26 protein-coding genes are annotated in these 24,922 nt (G+C 62.3%); 18 read left to right on the plus strand and 8 right to left on the minus strand.

Annotation, left to right across the window (positions count from 1 at the left end; all coding sequences use genetic code 11):
• The first annotated feature begins 180 nt into the window (after positions 1–180).
• From QRN54_RS20085 to QRN54_RS20100, 4 genes are all read left to right on the plus strand, one after another.
• A complete protein-coding gene (locus QRN54_RS20085; protein WP_030536042.1) occupies positions 181–1,572 on the plus strand; it encodes an MFS transporter in 1,392 nt (463 codons plus the stop codon).
• A gap of 68 nt (positions 1,573–1,640) precedes the next feature.
• Positions 1,641–2,315: a TetR/AcrR family transcriptional regulator gene (locus QRN54_RS20090; protein WP_003943027.1), complete on the plus strand. Its 675-nt coding sequence runs from the start codon at positions 1,641–1,643 to the stop codon at positions 2,313–2,315.
• A gap of 38 nt (positions 2,316–2,353) precedes the next feature.
• The gene (locus QRN54_RS20095) at positions 2,354–2,986 is read left to right on the plus strand and encodes an HAD family hydrolase (protein ID WP_285182939.1); all 633 of its coding nucleotides are present in this window, start codon (positions 2,354–2,356) and stop codon (positions 2,984–2,986) included.
• A gap of 55 nt (positions 2,987–3,041) precedes the next feature.
• Positions 3,042–3,329 (plus strand): putative quinol monooxygenase, encoded by a 288-nt coding sequence (locus tag QRN54_RS20100; protein WP_007730819.1) that lies wholly within the window; start codon positions 3,042–3,044, stop codon positions 3,327–3,329.
• 74 nt (positions 3,330–3,403) lie between these two features.
• On the opposite strand, the gene QRN54_RS20105 is transcribed toward QRN54_RS20100, so the two are convergent.
• On the minus strand, positions 3,404–4,906 hold the full coding sequence (locus tag QRN54_RS20105) for a class I adenylate-forming enzyme family protein (protein ID WP_285182940.1): 1,503 nt from the start codon (positions 4,904–4,906) through the stop codon (positions 3,404–3,406).
• Positions 4,907–5,043: 137 nt separating this feature from the next.
• Here QRN54_RS20105 and QRN54_RS20110 point away from each other — a divergent pair, with 137 nt between their 5' ends.
• On the plus strand, positions 5,044–5,724 hold the full coding sequence (locus QRN54_RS20110; RefSeq protein WP_285182941.1) for a TetR/AcrR family transcriptional regulator: 681 nt from the start codon (positions 5,044–5,046) through the stop codon (positions 5,722–5,724).
• A gap of 88 nt (positions 5,725–5,812) precedes the next feature.
• Here QRN54_RS20110 and QRN54_RS20115 read toward each other — a convergent pair whose 3' ends face one another.
• Positions 5,813–6,289 carry a MaoC family dehydratase gene (locus QRN54_RS20115; protein WP_003942878.1) on the minus strand — a complete coding sequence of 159 codons (477 nt, stop codon included), beginning with the start codon at positions 6,287–6,289 and terminating at the stop codon, positions 5,813–5,815.
• A 157-nt stretch (positions 6,290–6,446) separates the two neighbouring features.
• Between QRN54_RS20115 and QRN54_RS20120 the strand changes: the two genes are divergently transcribed.
• The 12 genes from QRN54_RS20120 (at position 6,447) to QRN54_RS20175 (ending at position 18,661) form a co-directional block, all read left to right on the plus strand.
• The gene (locus QRN54_RS20120; RefSeq protein ID WP_003942864.1) at positions 6,447–7,268 is read left to right on the plus strand and encodes an SDR family oxidoreductase; all 822 of its coding nucleotides are present in this window, start codon (positions 6,447–6,449) and stop codon (positions 7,266–7,268) included.
• Positions 7,265–8,068, plus strand: coding sequence for an enoyl-CoA hydratase-related protein (locus QRN54_RS20125; RefSeq protein ID WP_050656976.1), 804 nt, complete (start codon positions 7,265–7,267; stop codon positions 8,066–8,068). The genes QRN54_RS20120 and QRN54_RS20125 overlap by 4 nt, the downstream gene beginning before the upstream one ends.
• Complete coding sequence (locus QRN54_RS20130; protein WP_019745701.1) at positions 8,055–9,275, plus strand: acyl-CoA dehydrogenase family protein; 1,221 nt, start codon at positions 8,055–8,057, stop codon at positions 9,273–9,275. Before QRN54_RS20125 ends, QRN54_RS20130 begins: the two co-directional genes overlap by 14 nt.
• Position 9,276: 1 nt before the next feature.
• The gene (locus QRN54_RS20135) at positions 9,277–10,059 is read left to right on the plus strand and encodes an SDR family oxidoreductase (RefSeq protein ID WP_007730827.1); all 783 of its coding nucleotides are present in this window, start codon (positions 9,277–9,279) and stop codon (positions 10,057–10,059) included.
• Complete coding sequence (locus tag QRN54_RS20140; protein WP_039973187.1) at positions 10,052–11,086, plus strand: phosphotransferase family protein; 1,035 nt, start codon at positions 10,052–10,054, stop codon at positions 11,084–11,086. Before QRN54_RS20135 ends, QRN54_RS20140 begins: the two co-directional genes overlap by 8 nt.
• A 45-nt stretch (positions 11,087–11,131) precedes the next feature.
• Complete coding sequence (gene fabG / locus QRN54_RS20145; RefSeq protein WP_020909429.1) at positions 11,132–11,890, plus strand: 3-oxoacyl-ACP reductase FabG; 759 nt, start codon at positions 11,132–11,134, stop codon at positions 11,888–11,890.
• Positions 11,891–11,924: 34 nt separating this feature from the next.
• Positions 11,925–13,118, plus strand: coding sequence for an acyl-CoA dehydrogenase family protein (locus QRN54_RS20150; protein ID WP_003943047.1), 1,194 nt, complete (start codon positions 11,925–11,927; stop codon positions 13,116–13,118).
• Positions 13,115–14,212, plus strand: a complete 1,098-nt coding sequence (locus tag QRN54_RS20155) for an acyl-CoA dehydrogenase family protein (protein ID WP_042921584.1) — start codon at positions 13,115–13,117, stop codon at positions 14,210–14,212. The genes QRN54_RS20150 and QRN54_RS20155 overlap by 4 nt, the downstream gene beginning before the upstream one ends.
• Positions 14,213–14,243: 31 nt before the next feature.
• Positions 14,244–15,227 (plus strand): NADPH:quinone oxidoreductase family protein, encoded by a 984-nt coding sequence (locus tag QRN54_RS20160; RefSeq protein ID WP_285182942.1) that lies wholly within the window; start codon positions 14,244–14,246, stop codon positions 15,225–15,227.
• Between the two features lie 79 nt (positions 15,228–15,306).
• Positions 15,307–16,506: an acetyl-CoA C-acyltransferase gene (locus QRN54_RS20165; protein WP_007730836.1), complete on the plus strand. Its 1,200-nt coding sequence runs from the start codon at positions 15,307–15,309 to the stop codon at positions 16,504–16,506.
• The gene (locus QRN54_RS20170) at positions 16,503–17,288 is read left to right on the plus strand and encodes a RhlG family 3-oxoacyl-ACP reductase (RefSeq protein ID WP_007730838.1); all 786 of its coding nucleotides are present in this window, start codon (positions 16,503–16,505) and stop codon (positions 17,286–17,288) included. The genes QRN54_RS20165 and QRN54_RS20170 overlap by 4 nt, the downstream gene beginning before the upstream one ends.
• 173 nt (positions 17,289–17,461) lie before the next feature.
• The gene (locus tag QRN54_RS20175; protein ID WP_285182943.1) at positions 17,462–18,661 is read left to right on the plus strand and encodes a glycoside hydrolase family 183 protein; all 1,200 of its coding nucleotides are present in this window, start codon (positions 17,462–17,464) and stop codon (positions 18,659–18,661) included.
• Positions 18,662–18,667: 6 nt separating this feature from the next.
• On the opposite strand, the gene QRN54_RS20180 is transcribed toward QRN54_RS20175, so the two are convergent.
• From QRN54_RS20180 to QRN54_RS20205, 6 genes are all read right to left on the minus strand, one after another.
• Entirely contained in the window at positions 18,668–20,707 is a 2,040-nt protein-coding gene (locus tag QRN54_RS20180; RefSeq protein WP_285182944.1) for a YhgE/Pip domain-containing protein, read from the minus strand.
• A gap of 133 nt (positions 20,708–20,840) precedes the next feature.
• Positions 20,841–21,437 (minus strand): SRPBCC domain-containing protein, encoded by a 597-nt coding sequence (locus QRN54_RS20185; RefSeq protein WP_064443625.1) that lies wholly within the window; start codon positions 21,435–21,437, stop codon positions 20,841–20,843.
• The gene (locus tag QRN54_RS20190) at positions 21,434–21,811 is read right to left on the minus strand and encodes an ArsR/SmtB family transcription factor (protein WP_050655974.1); all 378 of its coding nucleotides are present in this window, start codon (positions 21,809–21,811) and stop codon (positions 21,434–21,436) included. The genes QRN54_RS20185 and QRN54_RS20190 overlap by 4 nt, the downstream gene beginning before the upstream one ends.
• Positions 21,812–21,872: 61 nt before the next feature.
• Positions 21,873–22,556 (minus strand): GntR family transcriptional regulator, encoded by a 684-nt coding sequence (locus QRN54_RS20195; protein ID WP_019745689.1) that lies wholly within the window; start codon positions 22,554–22,556, stop codon positions 21,873–21,875.
• A gap of 36 nt (positions 22,557–22,592) precedes the next feature.
• The gene (cuyB, locus tag QRN54_RS20200; protein WP_050655975.1) at positions 22,593–23,324 is read right to left on the minus strand and encodes a cysteate racemase; all 732 of its coding nucleotides are present in this window, start codon (positions 23,322–23,324) and stop codon (positions 22,593–22,595) included.
• Between the two features lie 174 nt (positions 23,325–23,498).
• A complete protein-coding gene (locus QRN54_RS20205) occupies positions 23,499–24,002 on the minus strand; it encodes a PASTA domain-containing protein (protein WP_030536029.1) in 504 nt (167 codons plus the stop codon).
• Positions 24,003–24,211: 209 nt separating this feature from the next.
• Here QRN54_RS20205 and QRN54_RS20210 point away from each other — a divergent pair, with 209 nt between their 5' ends.
• Positions 24,212–24,838: a type 1 glutamine amidotransferase gene (locus tag QRN54_RS20210; RefSeq protein WP_007730853.1), complete on the plus strand. Its 627-nt coding sequence runs from the start codon at positions 24,212–24,214 to the stop codon at positions 24,836–24,838.
• Positions 24,839–24,922: the final 84 nt, after the last annotated feature.

Raw genomic sequence — 24,922 nt, forward strand, 5'->3', positions numbered from 1 at the left:
ATCGGTAGGGGATTTAGTCCCCTATGCGGCAATGCATTTCAGTGATTGACATCACTCTTTTTGTATCGCAGACTGATTGCAACGCCACAGAGTTGAAGTTGGTGTCAGTTTCTACTTCTGGCCCGGTTCCGCTTCTCAACTCCCGGCGCGACGAGCGTCCGACCCATCGAGGAGTAACCCATGACGAGATCGGCAGTGGATTCGAGCACGCAGGCAGGGGGCCTGTCCGATCAGGAACGGAAGAAGAAGAAGGCGCACCGCAAACTTCTAGGCGCGGGACTGCTCGGCAGTTCCATCGAGTGGTACGACTTCTTCTTGTACGGAACGGCTGCGGCACTGGTCTTTCCGCATGTGTTCTTCCCCGATTCATCCGCACTGATGGGCACATTGCTCTCGTTCAGTACGTTCTGGGCCGGCTTCGTTGCCCGCCCCATCGGCGGTTTGGTCGCCGGACACTTCGGCGACAAGTATGGGCGTAAGCCCGCTGTCGTCACCTGCCTGTTGCTGATGGCTGTCGCGACGTTCCTGATCGGCGCGATCCCGAGTGCTTCGGCAATCGGCGTCGTCGCTCCGATTCTTCTGGTGACACTGCGATTCATCCAAGGTCTCGCCTGCGGTGGCCAGTGGGGCGGAATCGTCCTTCTCCTCACCGAATCCGCGAGTCCCAAGAAGCGCGGATTCTCAGGCACTTTCGGTCAGATGGGTGTCTCGTTCGGTGTAGTGCTGGGCAACCTGGTCTTCCTCGTCGCGACCGCGACCATTTCCAATGATGCATTCCTGAGCTGGGGTTGGCGAGTTCCGTTCTTCGCCAGCGCGCTGCTCTTCCCTGTGGTTCTGTACATCCAGACGAAGGTCGAGGACACGCCGGAATTCCTCGAGTTGCAGGAAGACGCCAAGAAGAACCAAAAGGACGTCGTCGTTCAGGCTCCACTGGCGCAGGCGCTCAAGGATCACTGGCGCAAGATTCTGCTCGGTTGCGGACTTCTGGCCGCCACCAATGCACTGTTCTACATCAGCATCGCCGGCGTGCTCAGCTACGGCACAACCGAACTGGGGTTGAAGCGGAACTCACTGCTCATCATCTCGCTCCTGAGCGCGTTGCTGACAGTCGGCGTGGTGCTGTGGTCCGGGAAGATGTCCGACAAGATCGGTCGTCGTCCGATGATCCTGATCGGCGCCGCGGCGATCGTGGTCTGGGCATTCCCGTACTTCTGGTTGATCAACACCAAGTCCCTGCCGCTGTTCTTCATCGCGGTGACGGTTGGCAGCGTGTTCCAGTCGATGACCTACGGGCCGATCGCGGCATACATGGGTGAGCTGTTCGCACCCAACGTGCGCTACTCGGCAGCATCGTTGGCCTACCAGTTGGCTGCGATCACGGTCAGCGGTGGCACTCCGTTCATCATGACAGCACTTATCGCGAAGACCGGAACCACGACATGGGTTGCCGTGTTCGTAGCCCTCATGGGCTTGGTGACCTTCTTCAGTGCCTGGGTGCTGAAAGAGACCAACCCGAAGGAAGTTCGGGACGATCCGAACGCAATTCCGGGCGCGCACCTGTACGCCAAGTAACTCTTTCGGTTTCGAGCAGACGCCCGCTATCGGTCACCGGTAGCGGGCGTCTGACGTATAACTGGAGCATGGCTGCAGCACGCACAGGCTCCGAAGATGCTTCGTCGACAGTGTCACGGGAACTCCCCTCCACTCAGCGTGGTTTGCGTACGCGTCGAGCGTTGATCGATGCGGCCCGCACCGTTTTCGAACGGTCCGGCTATCTGGACTCGCGGCTGATCGACATCACTGTGGAGGCGCAGTGCTCGGCGGGTACCTTCTACACCTACTTCGCGAGCAAGGAAGAGATCTTCGCGGCAGTGATGGAGTTGGCACGCGAAGACATGATGCATCCGGGTATGCCGCACACTCCGAAAGGCGCGGATCCTGCTGAGGTCATCGCGGCGAGTAACCGCGCGTACCTCGAGGCATACCGACGGAACGCGAAGCTGATGGGACTGCTCGAGCAGGTAGCAAGCATCGATCCGGAGTTCCGGGTTCTCCGCCTCGAGCGTGCTGACGCGTTTGTTCGACGCAACGCGCGCAGTATCGAGAAGCTGCAGAAGGCCGGACTGGCGGACGCGAATCTGGATCCGCTACTGACGTCTCGGGCACTCTCCGGGATGATCAGTCGACTTGCGTTCGGGTACTTCGTATCCCGCGGCGGCGAGGACGGCGCCGCCGGAGTGACCTTCGACGGTCTGCTCGATACCGTCAACCGGTTGTGGATCAACACTTTGCAATTCTCGCTACGCCAAAATTGATGTTGACGCCGGGTTCATGTTTGGTGTCTGATGGAGCAATGACACCCACGCGTACGGCAGTGCTCGTCGATTTCGGTGGAGTTCTCACCTCCAGTGTGCTGCGGGCCTTCGAAGATTTCGGGGCCTCGCTTGGCGGCGACCCACGACTTCCGTTGACCCTGCTCTCCCGCGACGACGTCTCGAAGAAGCTGCTCTCCGATCACGAATCCGGAAAGATCGACCAGGAGGCCTTCGAAGCAGGATTCGGGGAACGGCTACGAGCGCACGGCGCCGTCGTGGACAGCGAAGGGTTGGTCGACCGTATGCAGGCCGGGCTTGTCCGAGACGAAGAGATGGTGCGACTGATTGCCGACGTCCGAGCGGCGGGTCACCCTGTTGCGCTCGTGTCCAATGCTTTCGGGCGTGATTGCTACGCGGGTTTTGTGCTCGAGGACCTCGCCGACGAAGTGGTGATCTCCTCGGAAATCGGGATTCGTAAGCCCTCTCGTCAGATCTACACCATCGCGTGCGAGCGGCTGGGTGTTGCGCCCGAAGGCGCCGTGATGATCGACGACCTGCAACAGAACCTCGACGGCGCGGCACGATTGGGGATCGCCGGCATTCTCCACACCGATGCGGAAAGCACTCGCAGTCAGTTGGAATCGACGTTCGGACTACTGCCCATGCAGTGAAACTGTAGGTTCTCGGTAACACTCGAATACTGCTGGAACACTTTTGGAGGAATGAATGATTGCTGTCATCGCGGATATCACCGTCAAAGACGGAAGCGGCGAACAGTTCGAAGCCGTAGTCGCCGAACTTGCCGAGAAGGTGCGCACGGAAGAGCCCGGAACGGTTCTGTATCAACTGATCCGCTCGAAGACGGATACGAATTCCTACAAGTTCATGGAGCTGTATCAAGACAGTGCTGCGATCAAGGCCCATGGATCGTCCGAGCATTTCCAGGCCGCTGGAAAGGCGATGGCGCCCTTCCTCGCAGGCGCCCCGCAGATCGAGTACTTCGACGCACTCTGAGCGCATGGACAGGGCACTCTGAGCGCATGGACAGGTGAACCCCGGCGAAATCTCGCCGGGGTTCACCTGTGTTTTCAGTTCTGCTTCTGGGCGCGGAGTTCGGTGCGGTCGATCGATCGCTTGAGGATCTTTCCCGTCGAACCCTTCGGGAGCGCGTCGATGAACTGGACGACCCGCGGAATCTTGTAGGCGGACAGACGTTCCCGAGCCCACGAGGTGACGTCATCTGCTTCGAGGTCGGAGCCTGGGCGAACGGCCACCACCGCCGCAACCTCCTCGCCGTAGTAGTCGTCGGGTATACCGATCACCGCGGCCTCGATGATGTCGGGGTGCTGGTAGAGCACCTCTTCGACCTCGCCTGGATAGACGTTGTATCCACCGCGGATGATGAGGTCCTTGACGCGGTCGACGATGCGAAGGTCACCGTCGGCGTCGGTCTCGCCGAGGTCTCCGGTGCGGAACCATCCGTCGTCGGACAGGACGGCGGCCGTGTCGGCCGGGCGCTTCCAGTAGCCCTTCATGACCGTCGGTCCTTTGATGAATACCTCGCCCACTGTGCCTGCCTGGCAGACATTTCCGTCGTGATCACGGACCTCGACCTCGGTGCGCGGTACGGCGCGGCCGGTGTATCCGATCTTTGCGACGCGGTCGATGCTGTTGAAAGTTCCGAATGCGCTCGTCTCGGTCAGGCCGTAGCCCTCGAGGATTGTGCAGTTGAACCGTGCTTCGAAGGCGCGAGCGACTTCACCGGGAAGTGATGCGCCACCGGAGATTGCGATCCGCAGTTGTTCGAAGTCGGAGCTGTCCACGTCGGCTGCGGCGTGCAGCATGGCATTCCACATGGTGGGGACGCCCGCCATGATGGTGAGCTTGTCCCGACGCACCAGGTCGAGCATGGCGGCCGGGTCGAACCGGGCGAGCAGGGACAGTGATCCGCCGCCGGTGAAGGTTGCCATCATGACCGAACCCTGGCCGAAGATGTGAAAGAGCGGCAGTCCGGTACCGGTGCGGTCCGAGGGATTTCCGCGGCTGCTCTCGGCGCCGATCTCACCGGCAGACAACAGATTCCCGACTGTCAGCTGAGCTCCCTTCGGACGTCCGGTGGTACCGGAGGTGTAGAGAATCGCCGTGGTGTCCGCTGTGTCGCGGTCGACCACCGTTGCCGGTGGATGGTCGGCCTTCGCCGATTCTTCGGTGAGCGTCCACACCGGGACGCCGCGCGCACTCCCTGCATCCTGAACTGCGGGACCGAGCTGGTGCCAGGCGATCGCCAGCGAAATCTCGGCGTCGTCCAGTACGTACTCGACTTCGGGTTGCGCCGACATCGTGTTGATGGGCACCACGACACAACCTGCAGCCTGAATCCCCATGTACGCCACGATGAATTCAGGCACCGACGGCGCCGCGAGCAGAACCCGGTCGCCGATGCTCAACCCTTCGTCGCGAATGCGGCCGGCAAACGCCAGAGACGCGTCGTGGAGCTGTCGGTATGTCCAATGACTATCCGTGCCGCGAATTGCAATATTTTCCGGAGTGGCTTCCGCGTGACGGGTCACCGGGTCGAGAACGCTAACCATGGTTCTGCCTTTCGGGAGGAATCGACCGATTGTGTGTCCTGGGTCTCACCAGAGCGTACACTTGAATCCGGCGTCAACATCGAGTCTGCTGGGATTGTCCCGAAAATGATGTTGATCGGAAGGATGAGGAGCGCACCGTGCTCGACGACGAATCGCGAATTGCCGCCTTACCGGTGGCTCCGCCCGCGCTGCTCCGGGATCGACCGACCACCGAGCGGGGGACACGCACGCGTGCGGCATTGGTTGCTGCTGCCCGTAAGGTTTTCGAGCGCAGTGGCTATCTCGATGCACGTTTGATCGACATCGCAAAAGAAGCCGGTTGCGCGACGGGATCGTTCTACACGTACTTCGCGAACAAGGAAGAGGTGTTCGCCGCCGTCCTCGAGGTCGCGCGAGACGACATGATGCACCCGGGCATGGGACGCGTTGCGAGCGCGGACGATCCGTACGCCGTGCTCGAGGCAAGTAATCGAGCGTATCTGGCCGCGTATCAACGCAATGCGAAGTTGATGGGGCTCATGGAGCAGGTTGCTCACATCGACCCGGAGTTCCGGAAGTTCCGCAGCGAGCGTGCCAATGCGTTCATACGCCGTAATGCCCGCGGGATCGCAGATCTGCAGTCCCGCGGCATCGCGGACACGGCGCTGGATCCGATGACGGCGTCGATTGCTCTGTCCGGCATGGTGAGTCGACTCGCCTACAGTCTGTTCACCCTTCGTGAGGGTGAGGTGGACGGGCGTTCACTGGAGTTCGATCAGATTGTCGCCACTGTGACCGATCTGTGGGCGAACGCTCTGAAGTTCCCCGACCGTCTCTGACGAGGTGGGCCGCCCCGGCTGCATCGATGTTCGAGCGGCCGGGCGTCCCAGTCTCGGTTCAGCTCTTTTCGGTTCAGCTCTTTTCGGTTCAGCTCTTTTCGACGACGCGAGCGACGGATTCGGCGACCACGACGGGCTTGTCGGAACCCTCGCGCTCGACCACCTGGCTCATCTTCACTTGGATTCCGCCGGGCAACTGCTCCGCGGACACGACGGTTGCGCGCATCCGGACCCGGGATCCCACGGGAACGGGAGCGGGGAAGCGAACCTTGTCGTAGCCGTAATTGAGGCTGTGGGCGAAGCCGTCGAAGTGGATGAGTTGGTAGGAGAACTGGGGTCCCAGTGAGAGGCTGAAGAGTCCGTGCGCGATCGTGCTGCCGAGCGGGCTCGATGCGGCTCGTTCCGGGTCGACATGAATCCACTGATGATCGTTTGTGGCTTCGGCGAACGCGTTGATGCGCTCCTGGGTGATGTCGTACCACTCCGTCGGGCCAAGTTCCTGGCCGATGAGCTTCTCGAGCTCGGCGAAGGTGGACGGGCGGACGGGCAATTGGTTTTCAGTCATCGTTATCCCTTTACTCGCAGTTCAGGAGGACGGAACGGGCCGTTCGGGTGACCGTCGCGATTCGACGGTTGAAACTGACGCCGGATTCAACTATACATGAGGGGAGACGTGGATCACTGTCAGCGCGTAGGTATGACGCAAGCGAGAGGAATCGCTCATGAAGGTTGCCCAGAAGGTAGCAATTGTCACCGGTGGCGGCGGGGGAATCGGCGGTGCACTGGCCGAGCGACTGGCTGCCGAGGGTGCTCGCGTCGTAGTGGCTGACCTGGACGGGGCAGCAGCTTCGGCAGTAGCAGAGGCGATCAACGCGGAGCGTCCCGGAGCGGCCGTGTCTGCCGGTGGCGACGTCTCCGACGAGACGGTCATTGCGGGCCTGATCGCGCAGGCGGAAAAGGAATTCGGCCCGGTCGACCTCTACTTCGCCAATGCCGGCGTTACCGGTGGCATGGGCCTCGACATCAGTGAAGACGTCTGGGACACGACGATCGACGTCAACGTTCGCGCCCACATTCGCGCTGCCAGGCTCCTCGTCCCCGGCTGGACGGAGCGCGGGGAGGGCTACTTCATCAGCACGGCCTCTGCGGCCGGCTTGCTCAGTCAGGTCGGGTCCGCCGCGTACTCGGTGACCAAACATGCCGCGGTCGCGTTTGCCGAGTGGCTCTCGATCACCTACGGAGATCAGGGTGTTCGCGTCAGTTGCCTGTGCCCGATGGGCGTCAACACCAAGCTTCTCTACGAAGGTGAGAACTCCGGCGATCCGGTCGGCAAGGCCGCAACCGGAGCCGTGCTTGCGGCAGGCAATGTTCTCGAGCCTGCCGAATGCGCCGAAATCGTTCTTGCGGCAGTGGATGCCGAAGAGTTTCTCATCCTTCCGCACAAGAACGTGCTGGACATGTACCGGCAGAAGGGCGCCGACTACGACCGTTGGCTGCGCGGGATGCGCCGGTACCAGGCGTCGCTCCTCGCGGGAACACGATGACCGAGGAACTCGTCCTCTCCGAGCAGAGAGGAGCGGTGCTGGTTCTGACATTCAATCGGCCCCGCGTTCTCAACGCGTGGACCAACGAGCTCGAAGATCAGTACTACGACTTTCTGGCCGTGGCAGACGAAGATCCCAGTGTCCGAGCAATTGTTGTCACCGGCTCCGGCCGAGGATTCTGCTCGGGGGCTGACCTCGGCAATTTGAAGAACGTCGGCGAAGTCTCCGAAAGTGATCTTGTCCGGCCGCGAGACCGTCATTTCCCGACCACCATCCGCAAGCCGCTGATCGCCGCCGTCAACGGCGTCGCTGCCGGGCTCGGAATGGTCGAGGCTCTGTACTGCGACGTTCGTTTCGGTTCGAGCGCAACACGATTCACTACCGCGTTCGCGCGTCGAGGCCTGATTGCGGAGTACGGCATCTCCTGGATGTTGCCCCGCTTGGTCGGGCACAGTCGAGCAGTCGATCTTCTGCTTTCCAGCCGGATGGTGGACGCCGACGAGGCGTACCGCATCGGTCTGATCGACCACCTGGTCACCGGCGGTGACGTTCTGGATGCGGCGATTGCTTACGCCGAGGACATCGCGGCGAACTGCTCGCCGACGTCCCTCTCCGTCATCAAATCTCAGATGAGTGCCGACGCGCACTCGACCTTCACTGATTCCGCCAGGCATGCGGAATCGCTGATGCTGAACGCATTTCACGGCCCGGATGTCGTCGAGGGTGTCAACAGCCATCTCGAACATCGAGCCCCCAATTTTCCTTCCCTCTCTGTCAGGAGTTCACATGTCAGTGTTTGAGTTCTCGGATCGCACCAAGAAGTACCAGGCCGAACTGCTCGATTTCATGGACAAGCACGTTTACCCGGCCGAAGCGGTCTACGAAGAGCAGATGCGTGAGTCCGGTAACCCGCACTTTCAGCCGCCGATCATCGACGACTTGAAGAAGGAAGCCAAGGCCCGCGGGCTGTGGAACCTCTTCCATCCCCATCCCGAATGGGGCCCCGGCCTGACCAACCTGGAATACGCACCGCTCGCGGAGATCATGGGCCGCAGCCACCTGGCCTCCGAGGCCACCAACTGCGCCGCTCCGGACACGGGAAACATGGAGGTGCTCACGCTCTTCGGCACCGACGAGCACAAGGAGAAGTACCTCAAGCCGCTTCTCGAAGGCGAAATTCGTTCCGCTTTCGCGATGACCGAGCCCGAGGTTGCCAGCTCCGACGCCACCAACATCCAGCTCCGTATGGACCGTGACGGCGACGAGTACGTGCTGAACGGCCGTAAGTGGTTCGCTTCCAACGCCTTGCACCAGAACTGCAAGGTTCTGATCGTCATGGGTAAGACCGACTTCAATGCCGCCACCCACCGTCAGCAGTCGATGATGGTCGTGCCGATCGATGCTCCCGGCGTCACGATCCTGCGCAACCTGCCGGTTTTCGGCTACCAGGACCGCGAAGGACACGGCGAGATCACTTTCGAGGACGTGCGCGTCCCGGCCAAGGACATTCTCGCCGGTGAGGGTGAAGGATTCGCGATCAGCCAGGCCCGCCTCGGCCCCGGCCGCATCCACCACTGCATGCGTGCAATCGGAATGGCCGAGCGCGCACTGGAACTGATGTGCAAGCGCGCATCCACCCGCATCACCTTCGGGAAGCCCGTCAGTGACAACGCGAATATCCAGGACTGGATCGCCGAGGCTCGTATCGATATCGAGATGGTTCGACTCCTCACGCTCAAGGCCGCACACATGATGGACACGGTGGGCAACAAGGAAGCGCGCACCGAGATCGCAGCCATCAAGGTTGCGGCACCGAACATCGCGCTCAAGATCATCGACCGCGCCATCCAGGTTCACGGCGGTGGCGGCGTCACCGACGACTTCCCGCTCGCGATGGCTTACGCCCACATGCGCACCCTTCGCCTGGCCGACGGCCCGGACGAGGTGCACAAGCGCGCCATCGCCAAGCAGGAACTGCGCAAGTACCGCGAAGTCAAGGCGAACTGACATGGCAGGACTGGATCTCACCGGTAAGACGGCAATCGTCACAGGCGCATCGCGGGGCATCGGCCTCGCGACCGCGCAGGCGATTGCGGCGGCGGGCGGAAACGTCGTACTGACTTCGCGCTCACAGGAATCCGCAGATGCGGCTGCCGCGCAGGTGAACGGCAACGCGATCGGCGTCGGCGCTCACGCGACGGACGAGGATGCTGCACGCAAGTGCGTCGAGCAGACGATCGAGCGTTTCGGCAGTCTCGACATCTTGGTGAACAACGCGGGCACCAACCCGTCGTTCGGGCCGATCATCAACCAGGATCACTCGCGCTTCGCCAAGACTTTCGACGTCAACGTGTGGGCTCCAGTCCTGTGGACCGGCCTCGCAGCGCGGGCCTGGATGGGCGAGCACGGTGGTTCCGTGGTCAACACCGCTTCGATCGGCGGCATGGCGTTCGAGGCGGGAATCGGTACGTACAACGCGTCGAAGGCTGCTCTGATCCACATCACCAAGCAGTTGGCGCTCGAGTTGTCACCGAAGATTCGTGTCAACGCCGTTGCGCCGGGAGTGGTGAGAACCAAACTCGCCGAAGCTCTGTGGAAAGAACACGAAGAAGCGGTGTCCGCGTCGACTGCTCTCGGACGCATCGGTGAACCCGAGGACGTGGCCGCTGCCATTGCCTTCCTGGTTTCGGATGCAGCCCAGTGGATCACCGGCGAGATCATGACCATCGACGGTGGCCAGTTGTTGGGTGACGCACTCCCGTTCCGGCAGGGAGCGTCCGTCGGTGGCTAGCGTCGGAGTAGTGGGACTCGATACCGAAGCGGTCACCGGGTGGATCGCAGGCCTGGGGATCGACTTTTCCGGGCCGTTGTCCTTCGATCGAATCGGCTTGGGGCAGTCGAATCTCACGTACCTGGTTCGCGATCAGGACGGCAATCGCTGGGTGCTACGACGCCCACCGCTGGGGCATCTGCTGGCCTCGGCTCACGACGTGGCGCGTGAGGCTCGAATCCTGAGCGCTCTCGAATCCACCGACGTGCCTTCGCCGCGAGTATTCGGGTTGACCGAGGATCCTGCCGTCACCGAAGTTCCGCTGCTCCTCATGGAATTCGTGGACGGCGAAGTGGTGGACCGAATGCCTCTTGCGGAGGCGTTGTCGGAAGATCGTCGCCGGGCAATCGGAATCTCGCTCGCTCAGACGCTGGCGAAGATACACGCCGTCGACCTCGAGCAGGCCGGTCTCGACGACCTGGCAAGCCACAAGCCCTACGCTGCACGGCAGTTGAAGCGTTGGGGAGGTCAATGGGAACAGTCGAAGACGCGGGAATGCCCTGATCTCGACGATCTCACCCGACGCCTGATTGCAGCCCAGCCGGATCACACTGAAACCACGTTGGTGCACGGCGACTTTCACCTACGCAATGTGATCACCTCGGCGAGCAACGGCGAAGTTGTCGCGGCCCTCGACTGGGAACTGTGCACACTCGGTGATCCGTTGGCGGACGTCGGAAGCTTGTTGGCGTACTGGCCGGCGGCTGGTGAGAATACCGGCGGCGATTTCCCGGCGTCGGCACTCCCGGGATTCCCCTCGCGAGAGGAGATCTCCCGGATCTATCTCGAGGCCACCGGACGGGATCCTGCTGCGCTGAAGTTCTGGCACACGTTGGGACTGTGGAAGATTGCCGTGATCGCCGAGGGCGTGATGCGTCGCGCCCGCGACGAACCGCAGAATGCCGCCGAGAGCGGAACTCCCACCGTGGAACGTATTGACGCCTTGGTCGCCAAAGCCAGGGAAATTGCAGATCAGGCCGGGATCTGACGAGATCGTCCGGTGTCCGTCGAATCACGAAAGTATGGAGGGCCAGTGAGCCAGGAACGTAGAACCGCAATTGTCACGGGTGCAGCACGCGGAATCGGTGCGGCAGTAGCGAAGCGACTGTCGGAAGACGGTTTTGCCGTCGCCGTGCTCGACCTCGACGAAGCGGCGTGTGCCGGAACCGTCGACGCGATCAAGGCCGCAGGCGGACAGGCACTGGCCGTCGGCGCTGACGTCTCCGACGAGGCTTCGGTTGCTGCAGCAGTGGATCGTGTTGCCGCAGAACTGGGTGCACCTACCGTGCTGATCAACAATGCCGGCATCACTCGCGACAACCTTCTGTTCAAGATGAGTGTTGCCGAGTGGGATTCGGTGATGAACGTCCACCTGCGCGGAGCGTTCCTCATGTCGCGTGCGGTGCAGAAGTACATGGTGGAAGCGAAGTTCGGCCGCATCGTGAACCTCTCGAGCACGTCGGCTCTCGGTAATCGTGGACAGGTCAACTACTCCGCTGCGAAGGCCGGAATGCAGGGCTTCACCAAGACATTGGCCTTCGAGCTGGGCAAGTTCGGCGTGACCGCGAACGCTATTGCCCCCGGATTCATCGAAACCGAGATGACCGCCGCAACGGCCGAGCGCATGGGCGTCGGCTTCGAGGACTTCAAGACCGCTGCCGCTTCGCAGATTCCGGTCAATCGCGTCGGACAGCCCGAGGACATCGCGCACACCGCGTCGTTCTTTGTCAGCGAAGGCGCAGGCTTTGTTTCCGGTCAGGTCGTCTACGTCGCCGGTGGACCGAAGGACTGACCGTCCGCTCACCGCTCGAACCGAAGGAATGGGCATGGCTTTCGACGAAGAGGCAGTATCGCGTGATCTCACCGAGAAGGTGAACACGCTTCTCGCGGAGAACGATCCGAACAGCGTGTCGGTATCGGACTTCCTCGGCGCACGATTCGACGCCGGACTGGCGTGGGTTCATTTCCCCGAAGGTCATGGGGGACTCGGTGTACCGCAGAGCTTTCAGCGTCAGGTGAACGCTCAGCTGGAGGCCGCCGGTGCACCGGGCCCGGCCACCGGCAAGAACGGGATCGGACTGGGCATGGCGGCACCGACCATCGCTGCCTTCGGCACCGAGGAGCAGAAGCAGAAGTTCCTGCGCCCGTTGTGGACTGCGGAGACGGTCTACTGCCAGCTGTTCAGTGAACCGGGCGCAGGGTCGGACCTCGCGGCCGTTGCTACCCGCGCCGTCCGCGACGGCGACGACTGGATAGTCAACGGGCAGAAGGTATGGACGTCGGGCGCGCAGAATGCGCAGCTGGCGATTCTCGTGGCCAGGACCGATCCGTCACGTTCCAAGCACGCGGGTCTGAGCTACTTCATCTGCGACATGACCGATCCGGGCGTCGATGTCCGGCCGCTGCGTCAGATCACCGGCGAGGCCGAATTCAACGAGGTATTCCTCACGGACGTCAGGATTCCGGACGCCAATCGCCTCGGAGCCGAAGGCCAGGGGTGGAAGGTTGCGACCACCACCCTGAACAACGAGCGTGTTGCCATCGGTTCGGGCGCACCGCGTGAGGGCGGCATGATCGGAAAGGTCGCTCAGGCCTGGCGTGACGAGCCCGAGCTGCGTAACCCGGCGATGCACGACGAGTTGATGCGACTCTGGACCGAATCCGAAGTTGCGCGTCTGACCGGGGAGCGACTGCGCCAGCAGCTCGCCGCCGGCCAGCCCGGCCCCGAAGGCTCGGGAATGAAGCTCGCGTTTGCCGGTTTGGCCCAGCAGATTTCTGGATTCGACCTCGAATTGCACGGCGAAGCCGGTCTGCGCTACGACGACTGGACACTGCGTCGACCGGATTCCGTCGACTTCACCGGGCGTGAACCCGGATACCGGTACCTGCGAGCCAAGGGCAATTCGATCGAGGGCGGAACGTCGGAGATCCTGCGCAACGTCATCGCAGAACGTGTACTCGGGTTGCCGCCCGAGCATCGCGTCGACAAGGACATCGCCTGGAAGGACCTACCCCGATGAGCGCCGATCTGCTGTACTCCGAGACCGAACAAGATCTGCGAGCCAGCGTCAGACGACTGCTGAGCGAGCGGGCCGGCGCCGACACCGTGGTCACGGCGTACGACGACGTGTCCGCCGACTTCACCGGGCTGTGGAAGTCGCTGGCGTCGGAACTCGGTTTGGCGGGACTGCTGGTACCCGAGGAACTGGGCGGGGCAGGTGCGTCGACGCGTGAGGCGGCGGTCGTGATGGAGGAGATCGGACGTGCGGTCGCTCCCGTTCCGTTCTTCACCAGCGCGGTGCTGGCGACGACGGCGTTGCTGAAGGCCGGCGAGACCGAGGTGCTCGGTCAATTGGCAGCGGGGGATTCGACGGCTGCTCTGGTCGTCCCGTTGTCCACTGCACCAGGAACTTTCACACCTACTGTCAAGGCAACGGCGAGTGGACTCGTCGGCAGCGTCACGACGGTTGCCGGCGTCGCCGAGTCCGATGTTCTTGTTGTTCCGGTTGCCGGTGAGAGCGGCCTGGAGCTGCATACCGTTCGGATCGCCGACGCTACCGTCACGCCGGTTCTGTCCCTGGACATGACGCGCCGATTGGCGGACGTCGAGTTCTCGGGTTCGTCGTCGGTCCGTGTCGACAGCGGCAATGCGGCGCAAGCGGTTGAGGAAGCGTTGCTCTGCGGAAGCGCACTTCTGGCGTCCGAACAGTTCGCTGTAGCTCAGTGGTGCCTCGAAACGACTCTCGCGTATGTGAAGGAGCGCAAGCAGTTCGGCCGGGCGATCGGTTCGTACCAGGCGATCAAGCACCGCCTCGCCGATCTCTGGCTCGAAGTCAGCTCTTCGGGCGCGGCAGCACGCTATGCGGCGGACACCTATTCACGCGGCGACGCCGATGCGGCGATCGCAGCGACGGTGGCCCAGGCATTCTGCAGCGGCGTCGCGGTTCATGCTGCGGAGGAGTGCGTCCAACTTCATGGTGGTATCGGAATGACGTGGGAGTATCCGGCGCACCTGTACCTCAAACGGGCGAAGAGCGATCAGCTGTCGCTGGGAACCGCGTATCAGCATCGGGCACGCCTCGCCGAGTTGGTCGACCTCCCGATCTCGTCCTGAAACTCACCCACTATCTGTCTGGAGAATTGCTGTGAAGGCTTGGCGCGTCAACGAACTCGGTCAACCCCGCGATGTGCTCGCGTTGGAGGAGACCGCGGATCCCACCCCGAATGCGACGGAGATGTTGGTCAAGGTGCTGGCGGCTCCGGCCAACTTCCCCGACGTCCTCATGTGCCGCGGTGAGTACCAGATCAAGCCGCCGCTGCCCTTCACACCCGGTGTCGAACTGTGTGGTGAAGTGGTCTCGGTCGGTGAATCGGTGACCAAATTCGCAGTGGGGGACCGGGTGATCGGTAATCCGAGTCTGCCGTCCGGCGGATTCGCCGAGTACTCGGTACTGGATCAGAACAACACGTTCCCGGCGCCGTCGGCTCTCGACGACGCGGAAGCATCCGCTCTGAGCATCGGCTATCAGACAGCGTGGTTCGCTCTACATCGCCGCACCCAACTGCTCGAGGGTGAGACGTTGTTGGTCCACGCTGCTGCGGGTGGTGTCGGTAGTGCGGCAGTGCAACTCGGCAAGGCGGCAGGCGCCAAGGTGATCGGTGTCGTCGGCGGCCCGGACAAGGCCGAGTACGCGCGCACGCTCGGCGCCGACCTCGTCGTAGACCGTCACAGTGAGGACTTCGTGGCAGCGGTCAAGGAGTTCACCGGCGGCAAGGGCACCGACGTGGTCTTCGATCCGGTCGGCGGCGACGCATACGCGAAGTCCACCAAGTGCATCGCCTTCGAGGGACGGATCGTCATCATCGGCTTCGCCGGTGGCACGATCCCGCAGCCGGCACTCAATCACGCTCTCATCAAGAACTATTCGATCATCGGACTGCACTGGGGGCTGTACAAGGCCTACAACCAGCAGGCCATCGACGACTGCCACGTCGAGCTCACCAAGCTCGCCGATGCCGGCTTGGTCAAACCACTGATCAGTGAGCGGCTGTCGTTGACGGACGTTGCCGACGGTATTGGTCGCCTCGGCGACGGCACCACGGTCGGTCGCGTCGTGTTCCAGCCCTGATTCTTGCTGTGCGCCTTTATTAACCCCCGGCGGTTAATAAAGGCGCACAGCACTTCGTGTTCGACGAAAGGTTTCCCCGATGAGGCAAGCTGTCATCGTTTCCACCGCCCGTACCCCGATCGGTAAGGCGTACCGCGGCGCGTTCAACAACACTCAGGCTCAAGAGCTTGCTGCACATGCCATTTCGAATGCAGTTCAGCGCGCGGGCCTCGAAGGTGGCGAGGTCGAGGACGTCATCCTCGGCGCCGCGCTGCAGCAGGGCTCTTCCGGCGGCAACGTCGCGCGGCAAGCGGTACTGCGGGCCGGGCTTCCGGACTCGGTTTCCGGAATGACGATCGACCGTCAGTGCTCGTCCGGTCTCATGGCCATCGCAACCGCAGCCAAGCAGATCGTGGACGACGGAATGCAGATCGCGGTCGGCGGCGGAGTCGAATCGATCTCGTTGGTCCAGAACGATCACATGAACAACTTCCGCGCGGCTGATCCGTGGCTGAAGGAAAACAAGCCGTCGATCTACATGCCGATGCTGCACACGGCCGAGATCGTCGCCGAGCGCTACGGAGTCACCCGCGAGCAGCAGGACGAGTTCGCGCTCGTCTCCCAGCAGCGGACCGCAGCGGCCCAGGACGCAGGTCGGTTCGATCTCGAGATCGTCCCGCTGCCCTCGATCAAGCAGGTGCAGGACAAGGAGACGGGTGAGATCCGCAGCGAGTCCGTGACGCTGACCCGCGACGAAGGCAACCGCGCTTCCACCACGTTGGAAGGGCTGTCGAGTCTGCGACCGGTTCTGGCCGACGGGACTGTCAGTGCTCATTCGTCCATCACTGCGGGCAACTCGTCTCAGCTCTCCGACGGCGCTTCGGCGTCGGTGCTGATGGAGGCAGGCGAGGCGGAACGCCGCGGGTTGGCGCCTCTCGGTATCTACCGTGGCATGGCTGTCGCGGGTTGCGCTCCCGACGAGATGGGCATCGGACCGGTGTTCGCGATTCCGCGTCTGCTGGATCTTCACGGCCTGAAGGTCGACGACATCGATCTCTGGGAACTCAACGAGGCCTTCGCCTCTCAGGCCCTGTACTGCCGCGACAAGCTCGGGATCGATCCCGAGAAGTACAACGTCGACGGTGGCGGTATCTCCGTCGGCCATCCGTACGGAATGACGGGGGCTCGTCTGGTCGGCCATGCTCTTCTTGAAGGAAAACGGCGCGGAGCCAAGCTCGTGGTGGTGACCATGTGCATCGGCGGCGGTATGGGTGCTGCCGGGCTTTTCGAGGTCGCATGAGCTTGATCGAGGGACTGTTCGACGTCAGTGGCAAGACCGTTGTGGTCACCGGTGGATCACGCGGCATCGGATACATGATCGCTCGCGGGTTTGTCGAAGGCGGAGCGACGGTCGTCATTTCGGCCCGAAAAGCCGAAGCCTGTGACGAAGCCGCGCGAGAGCTTTCGGAGTTCGGCACCTGCATTTCGCATCCGGCCGATCTGTCCACGGACGAGGGGGTCGAGAGCCTCGCTGCGAAGGTCGCCGAGATTTCGCCGACGCTCGACGTACTGGTCAACAACGCCGGTGCCACGTGGGGAGCTCCCGTCGACGATTTTCCGGCCGCAGGCTTCGACAAGATTTTCGACATCAATGTCAAGGCAATCTTCCTCCTGACGCAGAAGCTGTTGCCGCAGTTGCGGTCTGCAGCCACGGCGGAAGATCCCGCGCGCGTGATCAATATCGGATCGATCGACGGACTCGTGGTGTCGGGTTCGGAGAACTTCTCGTACGGAGCCAGTAAGGCTGCGGTGCACATGTTGACGCGCAAGCTCGCGGCAACGCTTGCGGGGGAACAGATCACGGTCAATGCCATTGCGCCGGGCCCGTTCCCGTCGAAGATGATGGCATTCCTCCTCGAGGACGAGCAAAGTGCAAAGGCTGTGGCGGACTCGGTCCCGTTGGGCCGGGTCGGAACTCCCCAGGATGCTGCAGGTCTTGCCATTTTCCTGGCTTCACGTGCCGGGGCTTATCTGACCGGCGCGGTGATTCCACTCGACGGCGGTGCGAGCGGAGCGCGCTGACCTACTGACTGATCTTCTCTGTCCGAAAAGGCCTGAAAGTCTGAACTACTATGACTTTCAGGCCTTTTCGCGTCTTTGTCTGATTGGGTTGTCTGTGACTGCAGTTGCTAGATTGTCCGAGGTTCGGGGGGAACGACGACGACAACACCAACAATCCCGGCCATGGGGGAGTCATGTTTCGCGCGGGGAGATCGTTGGGGGTGTTCGGGGTAGTTGCTGCTCTGGCAGCTGCTGCCGTCACGGCGGTGGCTTCGCCGGCGGTGGCTGCGCCGGGCTGCGTCGGAGTCAGTGGCGTCGGTAGTAGCGGTGGTCCGGCCAATGCGGCGCCGTGGCTCAACGGCAACACCGGAGGGTTGCCAGGTCTGTCCGGTCGTACTACCGCGATCGAAAAGGTCACCGGCACATACAGTCCCAACAAGACAGTTGATCGCTTCAATGTCCTGGGTACCGACCTCGGCATCATGTGGGACAACGGTGCGGGGCAGATTCTGACCGCTTTCGGCGATACCACCGGGCTCAGTCGTAACCCCGGCTGCGACGGTTTGGTGGGCGAGTGGCGAAGCAATGTACTCTTCCGCAGCTCGGATCGGGTACTGGCCGACGGTATGCGCATCGACAGCGCGCCGATGGACGGCACAGCTCAGGCGCGTGAGATCATTTCCGGTCTGAAGATTCCGGGCGTCGAGGCCTCCAGCATCCCCACGAGCGGCATCGCAGTGAACGGTGTGCAGTATCTGAGCTACATGTCGGTGCGCAACTGGGGCGAGGCCGGGCAGTGGAGCACGAACTACTCGCAGATTGCCACCTCCTTGGACAACGGCGAAACGTGGACCACTCGTCCGGAAACTTCGCGCCCCAACATCGGTGGGGTTCTTCCCGCGGGTGTCGCCCCCGTCGCCGGTAGCGAGAACTTCCAGATGAGCTCGATGGTGAAGGACGGCGGGTTCGTCTACAACTACGGAACCCCCGCGGGACGATCCGGCGAGGTTCGACTTTCTCGCGCGCCAGAGGGGGCGATCCTCGATCTTTCCGCCTACGAGTACTGGAACGGAAGTGGCTGGGTCCGTGCCGATCCCGCTGCGGCCGTACCCGTCATGGACGGCCGCATCGGTGAGGTCTCCGTTCAGTACAACGAGTTCCTCGGCAAGTTCGTGGCGATGTACGCCGACGCGTTCAGTTCGATCGTGATGCGAACCGCTCCCAGTCCGGTCGGTCCGTGGACGGCACCGGAAACATTGGTCAATCTGGTCGAGGTTCCCGGTATCTACGCTGCATACATCCACCCGTGGTCCAGTGGTTCGGATCTGTACTTCCTTGCCACCACGTGGGCCGACTACAACGTCATGTTGATGCGTACGACGCTCCTTCGCTGATCCGGCTCATTCTTGCGTTTGCTGGAGGTACACGATCTCCTCGGTGATCGGCGCGTCGTCATCGGCTTCGGTCGGCGGTTCTTGTCGGCGGCGCCACCAGATGGTGAACAGGACGGCTCCGATCACCAAGGCAGCCAGAGCGATTGCCGCCACCCAGAATTTCGGACCGTAGTATCCGACAAGGACCATGCGCATGGCGTTGCGCGCCCACGTGAGTGGCATCAGAGCGTGCAGCCACTGCAGAACCGTCGGCATCTGTTCGATGGGGTATACCGCGCCGAAGGCGAAGATCTGAATCATCAAGGCGCCCAAAGCGATGAAGGTTCCGTTGACGGCACCGAACACAACGGTGAAGAGCCTGCCCGAGCTGACCGCGGCGGCACCCACCAGGATCATCACTGCGATCATCGCCAGAACACTAGGTGGTTCGACGTTTGCCACGGTCAGTGACACCACCGACAACACGAGCGCCGCGACCAAGGTGACCAGGGCGGGAATGCGGTAGCGGCGCAGCCCCTCACGTACCACGCTGGTGTGCGAGTTCAGTGAACGTCCGCGTCGTGGGCGGACGACGAACCACGTGAGAATTCCGCACAGGAACAGTGCCACCGAGATCACGGCAGGGACGGCTCCCGGTCCGAAACCGGCTGCGGGATAGTTGTTCCGCGCGTCGACGGCAACCGGGGAGGAGAGGAGATTGGCCGTGGTGGCGCGCTCGTCGTCCGTGAACTGCGGTACCTGGGCGGCACCGTCGGACAAACCGGTGGCGAGTTCCGCGCTGCCCGCGTCGAGCTCGCCGACGCCGGCCGATAGCTGCCCGAGACCGTCACGGAGCGCAATACTTCCAGTGTCCAAGTGCCCCAGCCCGGTGGAGAGTTCCTGTGCACCGGTAGCGAGTTGGCCTGCACCGTCGGACAGTTGGCCCAGGCCGGTGTTGAGTTCACCTGCACCGGCCGCGGCGGCAAGGAGCCCACCACGGTAGTCGCTGCTCGGATCAGTGAGCTGCCGCGAGATTTCCCGCGCGCCGCCGCGAAGCTGACCGAGCTGACCGATCACGTCGTCGTCCGACGGTTGTGCAGTCAGGGAAGCCCGCAGTCCACCCAGGGCTTCGACGAGTCCGGCGGAGACCGGATCGGCCGAGTTTCGAAGCATCGACGTGAGGGCGTCGATCTGACCGACGACGGCGTCCGAGGACCCCGCGAGGTCGAGTACCGGGGTGGTGACCATGTCGACCACTTCGCTGATCTGTCGGGCGCCTGCGCCGAGTTCGTCGGTGCCCCCGACCAACTGGTTGAGTCCGCTGCTCAGCTCGCCCGAGCCTGCAGCAGCTTCGCGAGCTCCGGCAGCCAGCTCGCCGGCTCCGGCGGCCAGCTCCTTGCCGCCCTGATTTGCTTCGCCCATGCCGGTGGCGAGTTCCTTGCTTCCAGCGTAGAGCTCGTTGGTTCCGGCAAGCGCTTCGGAGGATCCATCGGACAGCTGTTGCGCTCCTGCTGCTGCTTCACCGAATCCTGTTCCGAGTTCACCCAACCCGACCAGCACCTGGTCGATGGACTGCTCGCCGATCGACTCGGAGACCGCCGAGCGCACCTGAGCGATGATGCTTTCACCGACCGGGCCGGCGACCAGACTGTTGTAGTCGTTGTACAAGACGTCGAGTTCGGCCTTGCGGCCCGAACCCGATGCGGCACTGGCCACATCCGCGCTGAAAGTTTTCGGAATGACGACCGAGAAGTAATAGGTGCCGTCGTTGACGCCGTCGGCGGCTTCCTGTTCCGAGACGATCTTCCATGCAACGTCTCCGCTCTCGACGAGCGCGGCAACAACTTCATCGCCGGCTTGCAGACGTGTTCCGTCGAGTTCCGTGCCCGCATCGGCGTTGACGATGGCGACGGGCAAGCGGTTGACCGTGTCGCCCGGATCCCACAGTGCCCACATGTAGAACGCCGCAATCGACAGCGGTGCGATGACGAGGACAGCGAGAACTGTCCGGATGATGTGCGTGCGTCGCGTCGTGGCCGCGTTGTCGACTACGGGTTGTGGCGCCATGTGGAGCTCTCTTCTCGTGGACCGAAGCAGGTGTGGCACGAAAGGAAGCCACCAAAACTGCTGGACATACGTCCAGCTCGGTCACGATACAAAGCTAACGGCCATCCTGTGACCGTTTTCGAAGAATTGGGCGTTATCGGCCGCCGTGCTCTGCCTCGATCTTTGCCCACTCCCACCCTCGGAAGTTGGCCAGACGAAGTTCCTCTGCTTCGTCGAAGGTGTACCACTCGGTGCTCGGCGCATCAGGGAGAGTGCCGCGCAAGTATTCGCCCAGGTAGTGAAGTGGGCCTTCCCAGCCGGTTCCGACGCCGTAGCAGCCGGTGTCCGGGTCGTTACGGAAGACATCGGCGACGGAGGCGTGCTCCAACTCGAGCCAGGTGGCGTCGGGGCCGTCGGCAGTCAGCCGGATCTCGACCTGATCGCTGTATCCACGATCGCCGGGCGGTGTCCACTGCAGTCGCAGCAGGTGTGGGGCGTCGCAGGCCAGGATCTCGCCACTTGCCTGGCCTTCGAAGGCGTACGAGCCGCCCACCTGGAAGTTTCCGCTCACCGGGAGGAAGAAGCGGTTGATGCGGTCAGGGGTCGTGATGGCGTCCCAGACGTCGTCGACCGACGCGTTGTAGCGGCGCTTGAGTACGGCTGTTCGAGCCGAACCTTCGGCGATCTCGCGGTTGCCCATGCTCCGCTCTACCGCGGTGAGGCTGGTGTCCTGGTTCGCGATCTCGGTCATTGTGAGTCTCCTTCGTCGGAAGAATTCGGTTGTGAAGATCTGCTCCGCTTCGAGCCGCGTCGTTTCCCGCGTGCGAGTTCTGTGGCCAATGCGTCGAGAGGACCGCTCCAGAACTGCCGGAATCCGTCGAGCCATTGGTCCACTTCTTGCAATGGCGCGGGCTCGACGGCATAGAGACGCCTGGTGCCTTCGCTGCGGACGGTGGCGAATCCGTTTTCTCGGAGCACTCGCAGGTGCCCGGACGCGGTCGGTTGCGAGATTCCGAACTCCGCTGCCACGACTTCGGCGATCTGACCCGCCGAGCGCTCGCCGCTGGACAGGAGTTCCATGATTCTTCGCCGAACTGGGTCTCCGAGAACGTCGAACGCATGCACCAGTCATTTATATCGGCAATGGCCAATATAGGCAAGCGCCGAAACTTGTTTCGGGCGTCGGTCAGTCCGAGAGCGCGAACTCGTCGGCGTCGAAGAGTTCACCGATCAGCCCGCCGAGATGGCGTCGATGTTCGGCCGACAGTGTCGCTGCCGCCTCGGCATCGTGGTCTGCGCACAGCTCGATCAGCTTGTTGTGATGGTCGACGGAGTCCTGGCTGCCGAGAAGGCTCGAGAACTTGCGGTAGTAGATGCGGTGAATTTGTGGGTGAACCTGGTGAATCAGCTTCTTCAACAGCGGATTTGCCGCAGCGTCGATGATGACGCTGTGTAGGCGATCGTCTGCGGTCAGGGCTCGGCCTATGTCGTTTCGTTTGACGGCGGCAGCGAAGTCCTTGTTGGCCGAACGCATCGCCCCGATCATCTCGTCGGTGAGATTCGGTACAGCGGTGACGACGGCCAGTTGGTCGAGAGCCTCGATGACTGCGAGTGTTGCCTCGACGTCGCCGCGGTCGAGGGTGGTGATGCGCGTGTACGCACCGGGTTTCGCTTCCACGAGTCCGGTGTCGACCAGCCTTGCGAGCGCTTCGCGGACCGGAGTTCTGCTCAGTCCCAGATACTCGGCGAGTTCGCTGTCCTTGATCTTCGAGCCCGGCGCCAGTTCACCGGTGACGATCGCTTCGCGAATGCGTTCGAGAGCGATGTCGCTCATTCGTGCTCGCTCAACCGGTTTACCGCCACGCAACATACTGGATATCGTACTCTGCAGCCTCCCTGCTGCAGGTCAGCCCGAAACGACCATCGAAGGGTGTCTCCGGGCATCCGCAACCCGCCGGAGCAGAGCGCGGGCGAGAATTGTTGCCGGATCGATGATCTGACAGGTTGTGGCGTCGGCGGGCAGTCCGAGCGGAATCTCGGTGCACCCGGCCACGACGACCTGCGCGCCCGATTCGACGAGAAGATCAGCGGCCCTGACGAGCTTGTCGGTGGTCTCGTCTCCGACGTTGCCGCTCTTGATTGCTCGGATCGCCGGCATCACCAGTTCGTCCTGGATCGCAGGTCCGGGCACCAGGACGTCGATCGAGTATTCCGACAGCCATTGTTGATACAACCCGGTGCGGACCGTCCCCGTGGTGGCTAACAGTCCGACGGATGTGACGGCGGGTGAGAGCGTCCGGATGTGCCGAGCGACTTCGTCGATCATGTGGACGACGGGAAGTCCCAGTTGGGACGAGATGGCGGGCAGGAAGGCGTGGGCGGTATTGCATGGGATGGCGAGCGTCGTCGCGCCCGACTCTCGGAGAACGCGCGCACCGCGGATCAGCCAGGGGGTGGGGTCAGGGCCGTTCTCGGTGAGTGCCAATGTCCGGTCGGGAACGGTGGGATCGGCCCAGATGACAACTTTGGGGTGCTCCTGATCCGTCGAACCTGGTGTCAGCGCAACGAGTTTGGAGTAGAAGTCGGCAGTAGCGGCGGGCCCCATGCCTCCGAGTATTCCGATGACGGGGTCGCTCATGGCCGCCGGAGAGTTGACGCTCTGCCGTATTCGTTGCACCTTCATATTGCAATCCAACCTTTCGCATCCAATATATTGGATACTCGTAATGTTGACTACAGTGAAGGAGGTCGGAGGTAGTTGTCAAGTAAGGCGCAGTGTTCCCGGAATTGCGAAGTTCGAGAACTCAGCCGATCAGCAGGGGTTCGGTTCGCCGATCTTCACGGCCGAGAGCACGGCTTCGATTTCCCCGAAAGGACTTCCGGCAGAGGGTGTCTGATCGACGACAATCCAGTTGGAATCGACCAGTTGGCGTCGACCCGCGCCGGTTGCGTCAGCACTTCTGGAGAAGAAGACTCCGGCCGACTGAATGGTGTCCTGTGCGTCTTGAAGATTCATGCACACGACGTTGGGCATGACCGCGGGAGCTGCAGCGGGCGTCACTTCCGCGGCGACTGGGGTCGTGGCCAGTGGAGAATTCGTCGTACCGATCACCGAGGTGGTCAATGGAGCCTGAGTCGTCGTGGGTTGAGTTGTCGAGGTTGCAGTGGTGGTCGCGGTGGATGTTGATTCGGCCTCGCTGTCGGTGCTTGTTCCTGAGCACGCGGCAAGTGACGCCAAGGCGAATGCGCTGAGTCCGATGCGAACGGCAGTTGAGGGCGGGCGAATCGATGTCGAAAAGAGGTGTGGTGCGCGCACAGACGTTCCTTGTCGGTAAAGGGGCGATGAAAGCGGAGATTCGAGCGCAGAGCACATCCGACGCCGTCGATGTGCCTTATGTCGAATAGAACCATAGGCTTTCGGCACCGGATTCGAGAGGAATTGCCTACATGCATTTTCTGGAACTACGACACGCGCAGTGTGAACCCCCAGCGGCGTATTCGCCTGTCCTGGAGAGCTACGGAGACGTGCAGACTGTTCTTCTGGGCACCGACCCGCTTCCGGCACATCGACGGTTCGACGCCGTGATCGTGATGGGCGGGCCGATGGGCGTCGGCGATCAGGGCGAGGTCGAGTGGTTGGCATCCGAGATCGAATACATTCGCGATCTGGTCGAGAGCGACGTCCCGGTGTGGGGAGTGTGTCTGGGTTCGCAGTTGCTCGCCGCGGCGCTGGGTGCTCGCGTCTACACGGGCGCTGTGCCTGAAGTCGGAGTTGAGGAGATCACCTTGACTGTCGAGGGCCGGCAAGATCCCGTGTGGGGAGATCTGCCCTCCACATTTCCTGCAATGCAATGGCATTCGGATACCTTCGACATTCCGAACGGCGCGGTGCGGCTCGCTGGTTCAGCCAAGTATCCGAATCAACTCTTCCGATACAAGCAGAGTTACGCCGTTCAGTTTCACCTCGAAGCGTCCTCCGCGGTGGCGCGCGAGTGGATGGAACTGGCCGAGTACCGCGATTCGCTGCATGCTTCGCTGGGAGCGGACGGTCCGCGCATCTTCATGCAGCAGTTGAGTGCAGCCGAGTCGCAGGGACTCGAGATTGCCGCAGCCGTGATGGAGAAATGGTTGAAATCCATCTCCACCGAATAAGCCCGTTTTGTCCTGATTGACCGATTTACCTGTTACCTTGTGTTCTCGTGGGTGGATGAACCGATCCGGTCGAGCAACACACCT

The sequence above is a fragment of the Rhodococcus sp. MEB032 genome, assembly GCF_030208925.1.
Classification (GTDB): domain Bacteria; phylum Actinomycetota; class Actinomycetes; order Mycobacteriales; family Mycobacteriaceae; genus Rhodococcus_F; species Rhodococcus_F qingshengii.

What these genes read in the sequence shown, in the direction of transcription:
- QRN54_RS20180 (WP_285182944.1), bottom strand. Translation starts at nt 20,707, where the DNA reads ATGGCGCCACAACCCGTAGTCGACAACGCGGCCACGACGCGACGCACG.
- QRN54_RS20125 (WP_050656976.1), top strand. Translation starts at nt 7,265, where the DNA reads ATGACCGAGGAACTCGTCCTCTCCGAGCAGAGAGGAGCGGTGCTGGTT.
- QRN54_RS20095 (WP_285182939.1), top strand. Translation starts at nt 2,354, where the DNA reads ATGACACCCACGCGTACGGCAGTGCTCGTCGATTTCGGTGGAGTTCTC.
- QRN54_RS20170 (WP_007730838.1), top strand. Translation starts at nt 16,503, where the DNA reads ATGAGCTTGATCGAGGGACTGTTCGACGTCAGTGGCAAGACCGTTGTG.
- QRN54_RS20100 (WP_007730819.1), top strand. Translation starts at nt 3,042, where the DNA reads ATGATTGCTGTCATCGCGGATATCACCGTCAAAGACGGAAGCGGCGAA.
- QRN54_RS20150 (WP_003943047.1), top strand. Translation starts at nt 11,925, where the DNA reads ATGGCTTTCGACGAAGAGGCAGTATCGCGTGATCTCACCGAGAAGGTG.
- QRN54_RS20115 (WP_003942878.1), bottom strand. Translation starts at nt 6,289, where the DNA reads ATGACTGAAAACCAATTGCCCGTCCGCCCGTCCACCTTCGCCGAGCTC.
- QRN54_RS20120 (WP_003942864.1), top strand. Translation starts at nt 6,447, where the DNA reads ATGAAGGTTGCCCAGAAGGTAGCAATTGTCACCGGTGGCGGCGGGGGA.
- QRN54_RS20175 (WP_285182943.1), top strand. Translation starts at nt 17,462, where the DNA reads ATGTTTCGCGCGGGGAGATCGTTGGGGGTGTTCGGGGTAGTTGCTGCT.
- QRN54_RS20195 (WP_019745689.1), bottom strand. Translation starts at nt 22,556, where the DNA reads ATGTTGCGTGGCGGTAAACCGGTTGAGCGAGCACGAATGAGCGACATC.
- QRN54_RS20155 (WP_042921584.1), top strand. Translation starts at nt 13,115, where the DNA reads ATGAGCGCCGATCTGCTGTACTCCGAGACCGAACAAGATCTGCGAGCC.
- QRN54_RS20135 (WP_007730827.1), top strand. Translation starts at nt 9,277, where the DNA reads ATGGCAGGACTGGATCTCACCGGTAAGACGGCAATCGTCACAGGCGCA.
- cuyB (WP_050655975.1), bottom strand. Translation starts at nt 23,324, where the DNA reads ATGAGCGACCCCGTCATCGGAATACTCGGAGGCATGGGGCCCGCCGCT.
- QRN54_RS20105 (WP_285182940.1), bottom strand. Translation starts at nt 4,906, where the DNA reads ATGGTTAGCGTTCTCGACCCGGTGACCCGTCACGCGGAAGCCACTCCG.
- QRN54_RS20130 (WP_019745701.1), top strand. Translation starts at nt 8,055, where the DNA reads ATGTCAGTGTTTGAGTTCTCGGATCGCACCAAGAAGTACCAGGCCGAA.
- QRN54_RS20085 (WP_030536042.1), top strand. Translation starts at nt 181, where the DNA reads ATGACGAGATCGGCAGTGGATTCGAGCACGCAGGCAGGGGGCCTGTCC.
- QRN54_RS20165 (WP_007730836.1), top strand. Translation starts at nt 15,307, where the DNA reads ATGAGGCAAGCTGTCATCGTTTCCACCGCCCGTACCCCGATCGGTAAG.
- QRN54_RS20185 (WP_064443625.1), bottom strand. Translation starts at nt 21,437, where the DNA reads ATGACCGAGATCGCGAACCAGGACACCAGCCTCACCGCGGTAGAGCGG.
- QRN54_RS20090 (WP_003943027.1), top strand. Translation starts at nt 1,641, where the DNA reads ATGGCTGCAGCACGCACAGGCTCCGAAGATGCTTCGTCGACAGTGTCA.